Source organism: Pseudomonas sp. s4 (genome assembly GCF_046764235.1).
GTDB lineage: Bacteria > Pseudomonadota > Gammaproteobacteria > Pseudomonadales > Pseudomonadaceae > Aquipseudomonas > Aquipseudomonas asiatica.
Genome location: NZ_CP177209.1, coordinates 5,263,330 through 5,279,267 on the forward strand (window position 1 = coordinate 5,263,330; position 15,938 = coordinate 5,279,267).

Below are 15,938 nucleotides of genomic sequence, written 5' to 3' on the forward strand. Positions count from 1 at the left end.
AGATCTGCCAGGCCACCACGGGCGCGTTCAACAACCAGAAACTACTGCGTGATCAGTGCACGTCCTTCCAGTATTCACGCTTGAGCAAGTAGGCGAATACGAAGAAGAAAGCCAGGTACAGCAACACATAGGTACCGATGCGCTGGCTTTCCAGTTTGACCGGGTTGGCCGAATAGGCCAGGAAGGTCACCAGGTTCTTGACCTTCTCGTCGAACTGCTCGGTCGTCAGGGTACCGGAATTCGGCGTAATGGTCAGCTGGTCGCAGGCTTCATGAGTCAGCGGGCTACCAGTCAGTGGGTCGAATTGCTTCTTGCCATCGGTCACGGTCTGCACCTGCTTGCAGCCAACCACCTGGTTGCCCTGCAAGCCGACCAGCACGTTAGGCATGCCGACGTTCGGGAACACCTTGTTGTTCACCCCATAAGGCCGTGACGGGTCCTCATAGAAACTGCGCAGGTAGGTGTACAACCAGTCGGTGCCACGCACACGGGCCACCAGGGTCAGGTCGGGCGGTGCGGCGCCGAACCAGGTCTTGGCGTCACTGGGCTTCATGCCGATCTGCATGTGGTCACCGATCTTGGCACCGGTGAACACCAGCTTCTCGAGCATCAGCTCGTGGGGGATGCCCAGGTCATCGGCAACCCGCTCGTAACGCTGGAACTTCGCACTGTGGCAGCCCATGCAATAGTTGGCAAAGGTACGCGCACCGTCCTGCATGGCGGCCTTGTCGCTCAGGTCGATGTCGACCTTGTCCAGCTCCAGGCCCGTTTCGGCCGCGAAGGAAAAGGCAGGCATCACTGCCAGCAAAAATACTGCAATCAACTTTTTCATCAGCCAGTCACCCTTTCCGGAACCGGTTTGGTCTTCTCGAGCCTTGTGTAGAACGGCATCAGCAGGAAGTAGGCGAAGTACAACACCGTGCACACCTGCGACAGCAAGGTACGCCCAGGTGTCGGCGCCAGCACGCCCAGTATGCCGAGGATGACGAAGGCCACGCAGAACACCAGCAGGAAGAGCTTGCTGATCCAGCCCTTGTAGCGCATGGAGCGGACCGGGCTGCGGTCGAGCCAGGGCAGGACGAACAACACGGCAATGGCCGCACCCATGGCGATGACGCCCATCAGCTTGTCAGGCACCGCACGCAGGATCGCGTAGAACGGCGTGAAGTACCACACCGGCGCAATGTGCTCGGGGGTCTTGAAGGCGTTCGCCTGCTCGAAGTTAGGTTTCTCCAGGAAGTAACCACCCATTTCCGGGAAGAAGAACACCACGGCGCAGAACACGAACAGGAACACCACCACGCCGACAATATCCTTGACGGTGTAGTACGGGTGGAACGGGATACCGTCCAGCGGGATACCGTTTTCGTCCTTTTTCTTCTTGATGTCGACGCCATCGGGGTTGTTCGAACCCACTTCGTGAAGGGCGAGGATGTGCAGGACCACCAGGCCGAGAATCACGATCGGCAAGGCAACCACGTGCAGGGCGAAGAAGCGGTTCAGAGTGATACCCGAGATCAGGTAGTCACCACGGATCCACTGGGTAAGGTCGCCACCGATCACCGGAATGGCACCGAACAGCGAGATGATCACCTGGGCACCCCAGTACGACATCTGGCCCCACGGCAGCAGGTAGCCCATGAAGGCTTCGGCCATCAGCGCCAGGTAGATCAGCATGCCGAACAGCCACACCAGTTCACGCGGCTTCTGGTAGGAACCGTAGAGCAGGCCGCGGAACATGTGCAGGTAGACGACGATGAAGAACGCCGATGCACCGGTGGAGTGCAGGTAGCGCAGGATCCAGCCGTATTCCACATCGCGCATGATGTACTCGACCGAGGCGAACGCCTCTTCTGCCGAGGGTGTGAAGCTCATGGTCAGCCACACACCGGTGACGATCTGGTTGACCAGTACCAGCAACGCCAGCGAGCCGAAGAAGTACAGGAAGTTGAAGTTCTTGGGTGCGTAATACTTGCTCAGGTGGTCTTCCCACATCTTGGTCGCGGGGAAGCGAGCATCAATCCAGTCCATGAACTTGCTCATCATGCGTTCTCCTGGTCAACGCCGATGACGACGATCTCGTCCGACTCGTAAGAGTGCGGTGGCACGGGCAGGTTGAGTGGCGCCGGCTGCGACTTGTAGACACGGCCGGCCAGGTCGTAGTGGGAACCGTGGCACGGGCAGAAATAGCCACCTACCCATTTCGGGCCAAGGTCAGCGGGTGCGACTTCCGGGCGGAAGGTGGGCGAGCAGCCCAGGTGTGTGCACAGGCCAACAAGGATGAGGATTTCCGGCTTGATCGAACGAACCTGCGGATCGACGTAGGTGGGCTGCACCGAGGCCTTGGACTCGGGGTCAGCCAGATCACCTACGACCTTTTTCAGGTTACCGAGGATCTCGTCCGTTCGCCGCACGATGAACACTGGTTGACCGCGCCACTCGGCCACCATCTGCTGGCCGGCCTCGACCTTGGCGATATTGACCTTCACCGGTGCACCCGCGGCTTTCGCCTTGGCACTGGGAAACCATGACCCCACGAACGGTACCGCAGCCCCCACTGCCCCCGCCGCCCCGACTACGGATGTCGCGGCTACGAGGAAGCGGCGCCGGCCTGCGTTGACGCCGTCATTGCTCATTCAGTCCTCTCCCATCAGCTTGCTTGACCAGTTGGACCTGGCCTGTACTTAGGTAATGTCTGTGCACTAAAAATTGGCCGCCATGGTAAGAAACAAATCCACACACTGACAAGGTGATTACCCGGGGAACGGGCTACAACCCTCGCTTTGCTTGATCTGCGTCTATGCGGCAAGTCGTCACGGACATGCTGACAGGTTAGTTCAAGACATAAAAAAAGCCCGGTTCCAAAGAACCGGGCTTTTTTCGACTGCCGAAGCGGTATTAACGCTTGGAGTACTGAGGACGCTTACGCGCTTTACGCAGACCCACTTTCTTACGCTCGACTTCACGAGCGTCGCGGGTGACGTAGCCAGCACGACGCAGAGCGCCACGCAGGGTTTCGTCGTATTCCATCAGAGCGCGGGTGATACCGTGACGGATCGCACCGGCTTGACCGCTGACACCACCACCGGAAACGGTGACGTAGATGTCGAACTTCTCAACGGTTTCGGTCAGCTCGAGCGGCTGACGAACAACCATGCGAGCGGTTTCGCGACCGAAGAACACGTCCAGAGAACGGTTGTTGATGGAAATGTTACCAGTACCCGGACGCAGGAATACGCGAGCGGTTGCGGTCTTGCGACGGCCAGTGCCGTAGTTTTGAGTCGCCGACATAATGAACTATCCCGTTAGATCTTCAGTTCTTGAGGCTGCTGAGCAGTGTGTGGGTGAGCAGCACCCGCGTACACTTTCAGCTTGCGGTACATGTCGCGACCCAGCGGGTTCTTCGGCAGCATGCCTTTGACCGCAGTTTCGATAACACGCTCAGGGGCCTTGGCGATCAACTTCTCGAAGTTGATTTCCTTGATACCGCCCGGGAAACCGGAGTGGGAGTAGTACATCTTGTCGGAAGACTTGGCACCAGTCACACGAACCTGCTCGGCGTTGATAACGACGATGTAGTCGCCGGTGTCAACGTGAGGGGTGTATTCTGGCTTGTGTTTGCCACGCAGACGGCTAGCGATTTCGGTAGCCAGACGACCCAGGGTCTGGCCAGCGGCGTCGACTACGAACCACTCGCGCTTTACTGTTTCCGGTTTAGCAGTAAAAGTTTTCATTCTCTAAAGCCTCAGAGGCCGCCCAGCGAAAAATAGACGGCGAATCTTACTGGATAGTGCACAGCTTGCCAAGGGCAAGCGCGCAGCCGAACGCTGACGCTTTTGGGGGCTCGGGTCAGGCACGCCAATGTTCGACGGGGTTCTTCCTGCGTGGTGGTGCATCACTTCCGCCACACGGAGAGGTGCCGAATTATCCAGATTGCGCGAAAAATTTCAACCTGCTTTGATGGGCTTCTTTGCCAAGGAGTGTCTATCCGATGGAATACCGCCAGCTTGGCCGTACCGACCTCAATGTCAGCGCCCTGTGCCTTGGAACCATGACCTGGGGCGAACAGAACAGTCAGGCCGAGGCCTTCGAGCAGATTGCCCGGGCCAAGGCCGCCGGGGTCAACTTCATCGACACCGCCGAAATGTACCCGGTGCCGCCCCGCCCCGAAACCTACGCCGCCACCGAGCGCATCATAGGCAACTGGTTCCGTGACAATGGCGATCGCGACGACTGGGTGCTGGCCAGCAAGGTCGCCGGCCCCGGCAACGGCATCAGCCACATTCGCGACGGCCAGCTCAAGCACAACCGCCAGCATATCGTCGCGGCGCTGGACGAGAGTCTCAAGCGCCTGCAGACCGACCGCATCGACCTGTACCAGCTGCACTGGCCCGAGCGCAGCACCAACTTCTTCGGCAAGCTGGGCTACCAGCATTTGCCACAGGACCACTTCACCCCGCTGGAAGAAACCCTCGAAGTGCTCGACGAGCAGGTACGCGCGGGCAAGATCCGCCACATCGGCCTGTCCAACGAAACGCCGTGGGGCACCATGAAGTTCCTGCAACTGGCTGAAAGCCGCGGCTGGCCGCGAGCGGTATCAATCCAGAACCCTTACAACCTGCTCAACCGCAGCTTCGAGGTGGGCCTTGCGGAAGTGGCCATCCGCGAGCAATGCGGCCTGCTGGCCTATTCGCCGCTGGCGTTCGGCATGCTCTCCGGCAAATACGAGAACGGCGCACGCCCGGAAAACGCACGCCTGACCCTGTTCAGCCGCTTTGCCCGCTATTCCAACCCACAGACCGTGGCGGCCTGCAGCCGCTATGTGCAGCTGGCCCGCGAGCACGGCCTGGACCCGGCGCAGATGGCCCTGGCGTTCGTTACCCGGCAGCCGTTCGTGACCAGCAATATCATTGGCGCGACCAGCCTCGAACAGCTGGACAGCAACCTTGCCAGCCTCGAGCTGAGCCTGAGTGATGAACTGCTGGCGGCGATCGAGGCGATTCACCAGGAGCAACCGAACCCGGCGCCTTGAGCCGGACCCTGTGCCCACTTCGAGGCCTGTGGGACACCTGCAGGAGCAGCCCTTGTGCTGCGAAGAGGTCTGTATGGCTGAAGGTTGCCTGTGGCAGTAATGGCCTCTTCGCAGCACAAGGCTGCTCCTACCGGTTGGCGCTGCCCCTCTGCTGCACAGGCTAGACACAATCGCCAAAAAATAAGACGATCCAGCCGGTGATTGACCACTCTACCCTATAAGAACAATGACAATGATGTTTACCCAACCCTCCGCGTCGCTGCGGCGCGTCAGCATCCTGGCCATTGACAAGGTGTTCGCTTCGACCTTGATGCAGGCCAAGGATTTCTTCCACCTCGCCAGCTTGCGCTACAGCAAGCAACTGGGCCTGGGCCTGCAGCCCATGTTCGAGATTCGCCTGGTGAGCCCGGACGGCCAGCCCGTGGACAGCTTCAGCAATGTGCAGTTGCCAGTCGAAGGCGGCCTTGACGACGCAGACGTGATCATCCTTCCGGCCTTCTGGGATGACTTCGACAACCTGCTGCAACGTTATCCACAGGTACTGCCTTGGCTGCGTGAACAGCATGCCCGTGGCTCGGTGCTGTGCGCCGAGGCCAGTGGCGTATTCTGGCTGGCCGAGTCCGGCCTGCTCGATGGCAAGGAAGCGACCACCTACTGGCGCTTCTTCAACAGCTTTGCCGAACGCTTCCCGAAGATCCGGCTGAACCAGGACAAGCATCTGACTGATGCAGACAACCTCTATTGCGCCGGCGGGACCACTTCAGCCTGCGACCTGTACATCTACCTGATCGAACGCTTCTGCGGCGCCAACGTGGCCCGCGCCGTGTCCCGCGACATCCTCTACGAAGTGCAGCGCAATTACACCCCGGGACGCATGGGCTTTGGCGGGCAGAAGCTGCACCAGGACCTGATCATCCTGCAGATACAGCACTGGCTGGAAGAACACTTCGCCGACAAGTTCCGCTTCGAGGACGTGGCTCGCAACCACGGCATGAGTATTCGCAATTTCATGCGGCGTTTCCAGAGCGCTACGGGTGACAAGCCGCTGCACTACCTGCAACGGTTGAGGATCGAGACGGCCAAGGGCTTGTTGTCGAGCACGCGCAAGAGCATCAAGACCATCAGTTATGAGGTGGGCTATGACGATGCCAGTTTCTTTGCGCGGCTGTTTCGTCAGCATACCGAGCTGTCGCCGAACCAGTATCGGCAGCAGTTCATGCAGGAGGCTTGAGGCCTTCTGGGGCTGCTTTGCAGCCCTTTCGCGACACAAGGCCGCTCCTACATGGAATCGCGTGATCCTGTAGGAGCGGCCTTGTGTCGCAAAAGGGCCGCAAAGCGGCCCCGGCAATTTCAGGGCTTGTGCGCCCGCGCCAGGAACTCGTGCGACTGCATCTCCAGCAAGCGGCTCAGGGTACGCTGGAACTCGAAGGCCAAGCGCCCACCGGTATACAGGTCCTTCAGCTCCACCTCGGCCGAGATGATCAGCTTGACGTTGCGGTCGTAGAACTCGTCCACCATGTTGATGAAGCGGCGGGCGATGTCGTCGGTGGTGACGCCCATCTGCTCCACGTTGCTCAACAGCACGGCATGGAAGATCTTGCCCAGTTCGATGTAGTCGTTCTGGCTACGAGGGCCGTCGCACAGCGCGCGGAAGTCGAACCAGGCCACATCGTCACAGGTCAGCAGGGCCTGGATCGGGCGATTCTCGATCATCAGCACGTCGTTCTCGACCGCCTGGGTGCACTCAGGAGTCAAGGCCTTGAAGCTGGCGCGCAGGCTCTGGTGCGCCGCCTCATCGAGCGGGTAGTGGTACAGTTCGGCCTGCTCGAGGTGACGCAGACGATAGTCGACCCCGCTGTCGACGTTCACCACGTCGGTGTACTGCTTGATCATGGCGATGGCCGGCAGGAAGCGCGCGCGCTGCAGGCCGTCCTTGTACAGGCCGTCAGGCACGATGTTGGAGGTAGCCACCAGCGATACGCCGTTCTTGAACAACTCTTCCATCAGGGTGCCGAGAATCATCGCGTCGGTAATGTCCGACACGAAGAATTCGTCGAAACAGATGACCTTGGCTTCTTCGCTGAAGCGCTTGGCAATGATGGTCAGCGGGTTCTTCTCGCCCTTGAGGGTTTTCATTTCCTCGTGCACACGCTTCATGAAGCGGTGGAAGTGCGTGCGCATCTTCTGCTTGAACGGCAGCGCCTCGAAGAAGGTATCGACCAGATAGGTCTTGCCGCGCCCTACCCCACCCCAGAAGTACAGGCCCTTGACGGGGGTCTGCTCCTTCTTGCCGAACAGCTTGCCGAACACGCCCGGCTTGTTGTTCTGCGCGTGTACCAGGTCATCGTACAGGCGCTGCAGGTGACGCACCGCAGTTTCCTGCGCCGCGTCATGGAAGAAGTCGGGACGTTTCAGATCTGCTTGATATCGTTCTAGGGGCGTCATGATTCGTTAGCGAGGCAACAAAAAACGGGCCGTCACTGTAGCGACAGGCCCGCTTAATGGCAATCAGTCTGTGGGAGCGGGCGTGCCCGCGAACACCGGCAAAGCCGGTGCCATGCAACGCGGCGCCTGTTTCGCGGGCACGCCCGCTCCCACAGTTTCACCATCTTCAGTCCGGTTGTGGCGCAAGCGCTGCACGCAGGCTTTCGATGGCCGAATCACGGGCTTCGGCGCTGTCGAACTGCGGCCCGTCGGCAACCTGTTCACCGTTCAGCCACAGACCGAAACCCAGGCCTTCGACGCGTACATCCGCCTCGCCACCTTGCTGCAGCTGCTTGCTCACGGCGCCGGCGCTCTTGCCGTCGGCGAAGCTGCGCGACAGCAGCAGTTGCTCGCCATCAGCGGCAAGCAGACGGAAGCGGAAGCTGCCGTCTTCATCGCGGAAACTGACGAAACGCGCACTCTTGGCGGCCTTCTTCTTCACTTCGGTGCTGGCCTGCACGCTGCTACGGAACGAACGCAGGCCAACGGCCTCGCGCAGCTGCTCGAGGAATGGCGTGGCGATCTTGCGAGCCTTGGCAGCGCCGGCCAGCAGGATGTCTTCCAGGTCCGCCGGACGGGCGATCAGCTGGTGGTAGTACTCGCGCTTCTCGGCCAGCTGGCCGTCCAGCAGCTGGAACAGCCGCTGCTTGGCCTCGCCCCAGCCCAGGCCCTGCAGCAGCTCGTCACGGAACTCCGCGCACTGCGCCGGCGTAGAGAAGGCCTGGAACAGGGTGAACAGGTGCGCGTTGTCCGGGTCTTTGGCTTCGCCAGGCGCACGCGAGTCGGTGACGATGCGCGAGATGGCGTCTTTCATCTCCTTGGCGCTGGTGAATAGCGGGATGGTGTTGTCGTAGCTCTTGGACATCTTGCGCCCGTCCAGGCCCGGCAGGGTCGCCACGCTCTCCTCGATCACCGCTTCCGGCAGGGCGAAGAAGTCCTCGCCCTGGCCGAACAGGTGGTTGAAGCGCTGACCGATGTCGCGGGCCATTTCCACGTGCTGGATCTGGTCACGACCGACCGGCACCTTGTTGGCATTGAACATCAGGATGTCCGCAGCCATCAGCACCGGGTAGCTGTACAGGCCCATGGTCACGCCGGCATCCGGGTCTTCGCCATTTTCCAGGTTCTTGTCCACCGAGGCCTTGTAGGCGTGTGCACGGTTGAGCAGGCCCTTGGCGCTGACGCAGGTCAGCAGCCAGGTCAGCTCGGGGATTTCCGGGATATCGGACTGGCGGTAGAAGGTCACCTTGTCCGCATCGAGACCGCCGGCCAGCCAGGTGGCGGCGATTTCCAGGCGCGAACGCTGGATGCGCAGCGGGTCGTCGCACTTGATCAGGGCGTGGTAGTCGGCCAGGAAGTAGAACGAGTCGACACCGGGCTGCTGGCTGGCACGGATCGCCGGGCGGATGGCGCCGGCGTAGTTGCCCAGGTGCGGAGTGCCGGTGGTGGTGATACCGGTGAGAATGCGCGTGGTCATGGGTGTTCGCTTATTCAGGCTTGGCTCAGTTCGAAAGGCGCGGCAGCAGCAGATCCTTCAGATCGGTCAGCTTGCCATGGAAGAAGTGTCCGCATTCTGCCACTTTCAGCAGCTCATGGGGGCGCGACAGGCTGTCGGACCAATCGTAAACCAGCTGCGGCGCGACGACTTCGTCGGCGTCCGGCTGCACCACGGTGATCGGGCAGCGCTGCGGCAGCGGGAACTCCGCCGTCAGGCGCATGACCGCCGGGGCGATCATGAACAGCTGTTGCAGCTCTACTCCGGCAGCTTCCAGGCGGCCGGCCAGGCTGGTGGCGACGAAGCCGCCGAACGAGAAACCCATCAGCACCAGCGGCAGGCCCAGGTGCTTTTCGCGCAGCCAGGCCGCAGCGGCCTCGGCATCGGCCACTTCGCCAGCACCCATGTCATGACTGCCGGCGCTCTGCCCGACGCCACGGTAGTTGAAACGCAGGGTCACATAGCCGGCGTCACGGGCGGTGCGCTGCAGGGTCGAGACCACCTTGTTGAGCATGGTGCCGCCCTGGACCGGGTTGGGGTGGCAGATCAGCACCACGCCACGGGCATTGGCCACGTCCAGGTACAAGGCTTCCAGCTGGCCGCTGGGGCCATCGATGAACAAGGGGGTTTCGCGGACAAGCAAGGCACTACTCCGTGACCTCGGGAGGGGTCGATTCGTCTAGATGAGGAATTCTGTTCTGATTTGCGATCGCTCGCGGTATACAGCGCAGGTCTGAGCCGTTAACGTAAAGCAAAGCCGTTTATAGAGGAAGGACTCGTGGAACTCTCGCTCCTTGTTTGGTTGTTGCCGACCCTGGCCCTGGTCATCGGCGTGGTGGTTGGGTTCGTCGTCGCTCGCCTGCTGCCCAATGCCGCGCCGAGCAGCACCCAGCGTCAACTGGATGATATCCAGAAGCGCTTCGACAGCTATCAGAACGAAGTGGTTACTCATTTCAACAGCACGGCCGTGCTGGTCAAGAAACTGACCCAAAGCTATCAGGACGTGCAGGACCACCTGGCCGAAGGCGCCAACAGCCTGGCCCTGGACGACGTCACTCGCCAACGCTTGCTGGCAGCCCTGCACTCCGAGGCAGCGCAAGGCCCACGCGACCGTTTGACCCCGCCGAAGGACGCCGAAGTGCCACGCGACTACGCGCCGAAAGCACCGAACTCGCCGGGCATGCTTGACGAGAGCTACGGGCTGAAGCGCTGATCTGCAGAAAATGACAAAGGCCTCGCAAGAGGCCTTTTTCATGGGCTGGATTCATTGGCCTCTTCGCGGGTGAACCCGCTCCCACAGGGGCGGCGCAGGTTTCAAATACTGCGCCTGACCTGTAGGAGCGGGTTTACCCACGAAGAGGTCAGCCCAGGCAACCTAGCTGCAGGCCTGCAATGCCTGCTCGACATCCGCCAGCAGGTCCTCCAAGTCCTCCAGCCCCACCGACAGGCGCACCAGCCCCTCCGATATCCCGTGATGCGCCCGCTCCTTCGCGGTATAGCTGGAGTGCGTCATGCTCGCCGGATGCTGCGCCAGCGACTCGGCATCGCCCAGGCTCACCGCCCGCGCAAACAGTTGCAGAGCATTCATGAACCTGCGCCCGGCCTCGATCCCCCCCTTGAGCTCGAAGGCGATCATCCCGCCCGGCAAACGCATCTGCCGCTGCGCCAGCTCGTACTGGGCAAACGACGGCAAACCTGGGTAGTGAATCAGCTCCACCTGCGGCTGCCGAGCCAGAAACTCCGCCACCTGCTGGGCATTGGCGCAATGTCGGTCCATGCGCAGGGCCAAGGTCTTGATACCGCGCATCAGCAGCGCCGCATCGTGGGGTGACAGCACCGCCCCGGTCATGTCCTTCAGCCCTTCCAGGCGAATGCGGTCGACCAGCGCCTTGCGCCCCACCACCAGACCGGCAGTGATATCGCCGTGGCCACTCAGGTACTTGGTCGCCGAATGCACCACCAGGTCCGCTCCCAGCTCCAGCGGCCGCTGCAGGTAGGGCGTGCAGTAGGTGTTGTCGACCACGACATGCACATCATGCCCGCGCACCGCCTGGGCCACCGCGGCGATATCCACCAGCTGCATGTTGGGGTTGGCCGGCGTTTCGAAGTAGATCATCCGCGTCTTGCTGTTGATCGCCGCTTTCAGGGCCTTGGCATCGTTCAGGTCGACATGGCGGATCTTCACCCCGAATTCACCAATGCCATGGTGCAGGAAAGCAAAAGTGCAGCCGTACAATGTGCGCCCGACGATCAGCTCATCACCAGGGCGCAACAGGGTCCAGATCGTCGAGGTGATGGCCCCCATGCCCGACGCCAATGCCAGCCCCGCCTCGCCGCCCTCCAGCGAGGCCATGCGCTGCTCCAGCAGAGCCAAGGTAGGGTTGGAAATGCGGCTGTAGAAATGCCCCGGCTCCTCCCCGGCGAAGCAAGCAGCACCGTATTCGACTGTGGGGAAGGCATAGGTAGCGGTCTGGTACACCGGCGGCACCAGGGCGCCATTGTGGGAAAGCGGATCGTAGCCATGGTGAATGGCCCGCGTGGAAAAACCGGTGTTGTTATGGGAGTCGCGCATGGCAACAGCCTCTTGTGGTTTGCTATAAGCTTATGCCACCGAGCTGCCCGATTTTTTCCAAAATGGCCCACGCATACGCGTACTTGTTGGAATAAAAACAATAATTACCGGACCAGGAGGGCAAAACATGCCTTCACGCCTCGACCGCACCGACCGCGCCCTGCTCGCTGCCCTGCAGGACAATGCCCGCCTCACCGTTGCCGAACTTGCCGACCAGGTAGCGCTAACAACCTCGCCGTGCTGGCGGCGGGTCAAGTTGCTGGAGGACAACGGCTACATCACCGGCTACCAGGCCATCCTCTCGCCCAAGTCGCTGGGATTTGGCGTGACCGCGTTCGTCAGCATCATGATGGACTCGCACACCAAGGACATGGCGCTGGCGTTCGAGCAGCGGTTGATGGAGATTCCCGAGATCGTTGCCTGCCACAACATTTCCGGGAGGTATGATTTTCTGCTGGAGATCCTGGCGCGGGACCTGGAGTCGTTCGGCGAATTCACCCGCGAAGTGCTGCAGCGGTTACCGGGGGTGAAGGAGATCTATTCGAGTTTTTCGTACAAAGCGGTGAAGGAAAAACGGGGGCGGCGGCAAAAACTGAGTGCAACACCTGACCTTTCCGGTACGGTGCTGCCCCTATGTCTTATTCCGAACTCAGCGTTGAAGAACGCGCCACCATTCAAATCGGTCGTACCCAAGGCTTCAGCCTGCGCAGGATTGCCTGCTTGATCAACCGATCCCCTTCGACCATCAGCCGTGAGCTGCGCCGTAACCGAGGTGCTTGCGGTGGCTACTCGGCCCGCCTGGCCCAGCAGCAAATGCAGGCCCGCCGCCAACGCTGTCGACCGAAACGAAAGCTCTTGCCGAGTAGTGAGCGCTTCCAGTTGGTGGCCCATATGCTGCGCGAGCGTTTGTCTCCCGAGCAGATTGCCGGCAAGCTGCGCAGCATGAACATTCCCAGCCTCAGAGAAGCCTACGTCTGTCGCGAGACGATCTACAACGCGATCTATGCCCTGCCAGTGGGTGAGCTGCGTAAGGAGCTGATCATCTGTCTGCGCCAAGGCAAGACGACGCGCCGACCGCGCTCTGGTGGCGTGGATCGGCGCGGCCAGATCCCCGAGATGGTCAGTATTCATGTGCGCCCGCCGGAGATTGAAGACAGGCTGATGCCGGGGCATTGGGAAGGCGACCTCATCAAGGGCAAGGCCAACGCCTCGTGTGTAGGCACGCTGGTGGAGCGAACCAGTGGCTACCTGATGCTGGTAAAGATGAACGACGCGACGGCGACCTCGGCGATGGAAGGCTTCAGTGCAGCGCTCAATGGCATGCCGCTGGCGATGCGCAAGAGCATGACCTACGACCAGGGCCGAGAAATGGCGCGGCATGCTGAAATCACCCAGCAGACCGGGGTGGCAATTTACTTCTGCGACCCGCACAGCCCCTGGCAGCGCGGCAGCAACGAAAACATCAACGGCCTGATTCGCCAGTACTTGCCCAAGGGCACAGACCTGTCGGTACATAGCCAGGAGGAGCTGGACGCCATTGCCTTGCAACTGAATATGCGTCCCCGTAAGCGCTTCGATTTCAAATGTCCGATCGAAATGATGAGTGAGGTGATGCAAAAGGCCATGGCTATGCGGCACGATGCGCCCACTTCAATCCAATAACCGTGTTGCACTCAGCTTCTGCAACCGCCCGGGTGATACCGGTGTCGGAAAAACATATCTAGGACAGGTCTTTCAGCACGCCAGGAACGGTCCTACTGATTACCGAACCGCAGCCGACATACAGCGAGTTACATTTACGGAAAGCTAGCCCATGTAGCGATCAGGAGAACCTACATGGCTAAAGACAACGCATATTATCTCGATGAAGCGCTATACATCAGTGCGCAGCCACCAACGGGCATTGAGCTGCATTATATTGGCGGTGGTGGTGGGCCGGGGGGAGGTGGCTGGGGGCTTAGCGACGGGTATCCTCGCGGGACCAGTCCAACCAAAAGCGATATTGCACGCGTAATTTCCACTCGAAAGGTGTTCGCAGAGGAATACCATGTCATTGAAAAAGATTATTTGGAAAAATACCGTCAAGAGACGAACCAGCTGCCAAGCACAATTGCAGCATTGAAGTCCCAAATAAAAGCGGAAGCGAGCCAGGCAGGCGCCCCTCTGACAGCGGCATCAGCCGAGCAGGTCATTCTCACCACACGCATCAATCAGATGCGTGATCTTTATCTACAGATCCTGCCCGACGCCAACAGTTATTTCGGTGCACCCGCGTTCTATAAACGCGGTGATTCAATGATGAGCCGATTTCTCGACCCGGGCTTTTTCGCCGCAACAACGGGTGAAGAACTGGGGGCAGAATGGGGCGCCAAACTGCACAGTTCATGGGATGGCGCCTATCGCCTGCATCTTGAAGCACTCAAGATTCAGGCACTGGCAGATGACCTGGAAAGCCTGGCAACACTAGTGGATCAGGATGAGCTGAGTCATCAGCCGATGGACTTGTCGCAGGCCATTGCCCGAAGAACAGCGCAAATCCATGCAGAGCGGCAAATTCATTTCAACTGCTTGCCCAGTGTTATTCAGCACGAGTTGGGGCAGACAGTCATTGACGACGCACTCTCGCTCGTTCAGGCACTCAGTGCTTATCTAGCCACTGCTGTTGCCCTGATCCAGGGCAAACAATCGCAAATCCCGTCATACCCGGACCAAAACCCTCAAATCAACGGCCCTCTGTCAAAGCCGCAACTCGAAGGGCTTCTGCACCTCGTGGATGAGCAGCGGTTACGGCGTGCCGGTCCACGCTGGAAGGAGTATCACCAGGCGCTTGCTCTGACCGAATCGATCCGGTTTCTGGGTGTCTACACAAGTGCCACGCAAAACCTGGTGCAGCGCGCCGTTGAGGTAGAGAGCCTGCAAGGGCAACTCGCCGCACAAGAAGAAGCTGCGCGCCAGCAGGCCGAAGCTGAGCGCTCGGCGGCGGAAGCCGAGCAACAATGGCAGGAGGCTATACGCCAGCGCGTGCGCTATAACCACCAGGCGCAGCTTGCAGGATCAGCGCCAGCCGTAATCCCCATCGGCGCTGCAACCTTTGCAATTGCCGAAACATCGTACACAGCGTTGAGCAAAGCAATAACTTCGGCGATCAGTCGTCTGGTTGCTGTTTCTCTTCGCTCGCTTTCCGTTGGCACCCTCGCAATGGCCTGGCCATCGACACTGGGCAACAGCGAACGCCACTACCTCATCAGCACCCCACTATCCAGCCTGGTACCACCTGACGGGCCAGACATTGCCGCGTTGGCCGCAACATCCACCAGTATCGACTTACCGTATCTCATGGCAGGGGCCGAAAGCGAAGACACCCTGGACCTGTATGTGGTGCCAGGCGGCAAACCGGTAGCGGTTCGTGCAGCAACGTTCGACACGGAACGGCAGGTGTACAGCCTGGCGCTGGACAATCCTCAGCGGATTCTGACGTGGACACCTGCCAGTGCTCCGGGTGGTGAGCAAGGAAGTTCCACCAGCCTTCCGCAACTACCCCCAGGCACCATCGTCTATGCCGGTAGCAGCCTGAACCCTGTGAATAACGAACAGGAAGGCTACCCCGCGCTTGATCTGCTGGATCAGGAACGACTGATCATTACCTTCCCCATGGACTCGGGATTACCGCCTATTCTGGTGGTGTTCAAGAGTCCGCGATATGAGCCAGGTATTGTCATGGGCTCAGGGGCGGAGATCGATGGCATCTGGCTTGGGGACATAACCAGAGGGGCCGGAGCAAAAATCCCGACACAAATTGCAAATGCGCTGAGGGGAAGAGAGTTTCGAGACTTCGATGAGTTCAGAACCGCATTCTGGAAGGCGTTATCCGATACCCCAGAGCTTTCTAGCCAATTCAATGATGCAAACAAGAGTCTCATCGCCAAAGGGCGCGCGCCCAGAGCGCGTGACAAAGATCACCACAAAGGTCACGCAACCTTCATACTCCACCACGTGATTCCAATTTCCGAGAGCGGGGCTGTATACGACGTAGACAACTTAAGAGTAGTTACACCAGCGGCGCATCATGCCATTCACTATGGGGCCTCCGAATGACTCAAAAAGCCACGATCTCCGAATATACAGAACTTGACTTCTTGAATTTCATCAAATCAATAATCAACCCACCAGACAACATAAGCGATCAAGAACTTGATGCACAAATCATGGCATTCAAGACTCTGAGCGAACACCCCAACGGGTCAGACCTAATTTATTGGCCTGAAGCAGACGGCCTTGACACGCCTGAAGAAATTCTACGCATAATAAAAGAGTGGCGTGCAGCCAACGGCAAGCCAGGATTCAAACCAGAATGA

The 15,938-nt window shown here is 59.8% G+C and carries 15 protein-coding genes and 1 pseudogene; 7 read left to right on the forward strand and 9 right to left on the reverse strand.

All coding sequences use genetic code 11. The annotated features are described in order from the left end of the window. Window positions 1-52 precede the first annotated feature (52 nt). The 5 genes from ACK56M_RS24415 to rplM all read right to left on the reverse strand — a co-directional run bounded on the left by ACK56M_RS24415 (window position 53) and on the right by rplM (window position 3,734). Window positions 53-832 carry a cytochrome c1 gene (locus tag ACK56M_RS24415; RefSeq protein ID WP_013974125.1) on the reverse strand — a complete coding sequence of 260 codons (780 nt, stop codon included), beginning with the start codon at window positions 830-832 and terminating at the stop codon, window positions 53-55. Further along, complete coding sequence (locus tag ACK56M_RS24420) at window positions 832-2,043, reverse strand: cytochrome b (RefSeq protein WP_003260795.1); 1,212 nt, start codon at window positions 2,041-2,043, stop codon at window positions 832-834. Before ACK56M_RS24420 ends, ACK56M_RS24415 begins: the two co-directional genes overlap by 1 nt. Continuing rightward, window positions 2,043-2,636, reverse strand: coding sequence for a ubiquinol-cytochrome c reductase iron-sulfur subunit (petA, locus tag ACK56M_RS24425; RefSeq protein ID WP_015271723.1), 594 nt, complete (start codon window positions 2,634-2,636; stop codon window positions 2,043-2,045). Before petA ends, ACK56M_RS24420 begins: the two co-directional genes overlap by 1 nt. Before the next feature lie 262 nt (window positions 2,637-2,898). Further along, window positions 2,899-3,291, reverse strand: coding sequence for a 30S ribosomal protein S9 (gene rpsI, locus ACK56M_RS24430; protein WP_003260797.1), 393 nt, complete (start codon window positions 3,289-3,291; stop codon window positions 2,899-2,901). Between the two features lie 14 nt (window positions 3,292-3,305). Further along, complete coding sequence (gene rplM / locus ACK56M_RS24435) at window positions 3,306-3,734, reverse strand: 50S ribosomal protein L13 (protein ID WP_003260798.1); 429 nt, start codon at window positions 3,732-3,734, stop codon at window positions 3,306-3,308. A 257-nt stretch (window positions 3,735-3,991) separates the two neighbouring features. Between rplM and ACK56M_RS24440 the strand changes: the two genes are divergently transcribed. Next, window positions 3,992-5,032, forward strand: coding sequence for an NADP(H)-dependent aldo-keto reductase (locus ACK56M_RS24440; RefSeq protein WP_015271724.1), 1,041 nt, complete (start codon window positions 3,992-3,994; stop codon window positions 5,030-5,032). A 310-nt stretch (window positions 5,033-5,342) separates the two neighbouring features. After that, complete coding sequence (locus tag ACK56M_RS24445) at window positions 5,343-6,263, forward strand: GlxA family transcriptional regulator (protein WP_169774643.1); 921 nt, start codon at window positions 5,343-5,345, stop codon at window positions 6,261-6,263. Between the two features lie 119 nt (window positions 6,264-6,382). Here the strand turns inward: ACK56M_RS24445 and zapE are convergent, their stop codons facing one another. The 3 genes from zapE to ACK56M_RS24460 form a co-directional block, all read right to left on the reverse strand. Further along, window positions 6,383-7,477 carry a cell division protein ZapE gene (gene zapE, locus ACK56M_RS24450; RefSeq protein WP_015271725.1) on the reverse strand — a complete coding sequence of 365 codons (1,095 nt, stop codon included), beginning with the start codon at window positions 7,475-7,477 and terminating at the stop codon, window positions 6,383-6,385. A gap of 166 nt (window positions 7,478-7,643) precedes the next feature. Further along, window positions 7,644-8,993 carry a tryptophan--tRNA ligase gene (locus ACK56M_RS24455; protein WP_411959111.1) on the reverse strand — a complete coding sequence of 450 codons (1,350 nt, stop codon included), beginning with the start codon at window positions 8,991-8,993 and terminating at the stop codon, window positions 7,644-7,646. Window positions 8,994-9,018: 25 nt separating this feature from the next. Beyond that, window positions 9,019-9,654 (reverse strand): alpha/beta hydrolase, encoded by a 636-nt coding sequence (locus tag ACK56M_RS24460; RefSeq protein WP_015271727.1) that lies wholly within the window; start codon window positions 9,652-9,654, stop codon window positions 9,019-9,021. Between the two features lie 135 nt (window positions 9,655-9,789). On the opposite strand from ACK56M_RS24460, the gene ACK56M_RS24465 reads away from it, so the two are divergent. After that, a complete protein-coding gene (locus tag ACK56M_RS24465) occupies window positions 9,790-10,224 on the forward strand; it encodes a YhcB family protein (RefSeq protein WP_003257164.1) in 435 nt (144 codons plus the stop codon). 162 nt (window positions 10,225-10,386) lie between these two features. On the opposite strand, the gene ACK56M_RS24470 is transcribed toward ACK56M_RS24465, so the two are convergent. Beyond that, window positions 10,387-11,583, reverse strand: coding sequence for a methionine gamma-lyase (locus tag ACK56M_RS24470; protein WP_015271728.1), 1,197 nt, complete (start codon window positions 11,581-11,583; stop codon window positions 10,387-10,389). A gap of 127 nt (window positions 11,584-11,710) precedes the next feature. Here ACK56M_RS24470 and ACK56M_RS24475 point away from each other — a divergent pair. The 4 genes and pseudogenes from ACK56M_RS24475 to ACK56M_RS24490 form a co-directional block, all read left to right on the forward strand. Further along, window positions 11,711-12,160: pseudogene (locus ACK56M_RS24475) on the forward strand (Lrp/AsnC family transcriptional regulator); the annotation flags it as partial. 56 nt (window positions 12,161-12,216) lie between these two features. Next, window positions 12,217-13,245 carry an IS30 family transposase gene (locus tag ACK56M_RS24480; protein ID WP_188258425.1) on the forward strand — a complete coding sequence of 343 codons (1,029 nt, stop codon included), beginning with the start codon at window positions 12,217-12,219 and terminating at the stop codon, window positions 13,243-13,245. Between the two features lie 174 nt (window positions 13,246-13,419). After that, window positions 13,420-15,678 (forward strand): S-type pyocin domain-containing protein, encoded by a 2,259-nt coding sequence (locus ACK56M_RS24485; protein WP_411959112.1) that lies wholly within the window; start codon window positions 13,420-13,422, stop codon window positions 15,676-15,678. Further along, window positions 15,675-15,938 carry a bacteriocin immunity protein gene (locus ACK56M_RS24490; protein ID WP_015271731.1) on the forward strand — a complete coding sequence of 88 codons (264 nt, stop codon included), beginning with the start codon at window positions 15,675-15,677 and terminating at the stop codon, window positions 15,936-15,938. Before ACK56M_RS24485 ends, ACK56M_RS24490 begins: the two co-directional genes overlap by 4 nt.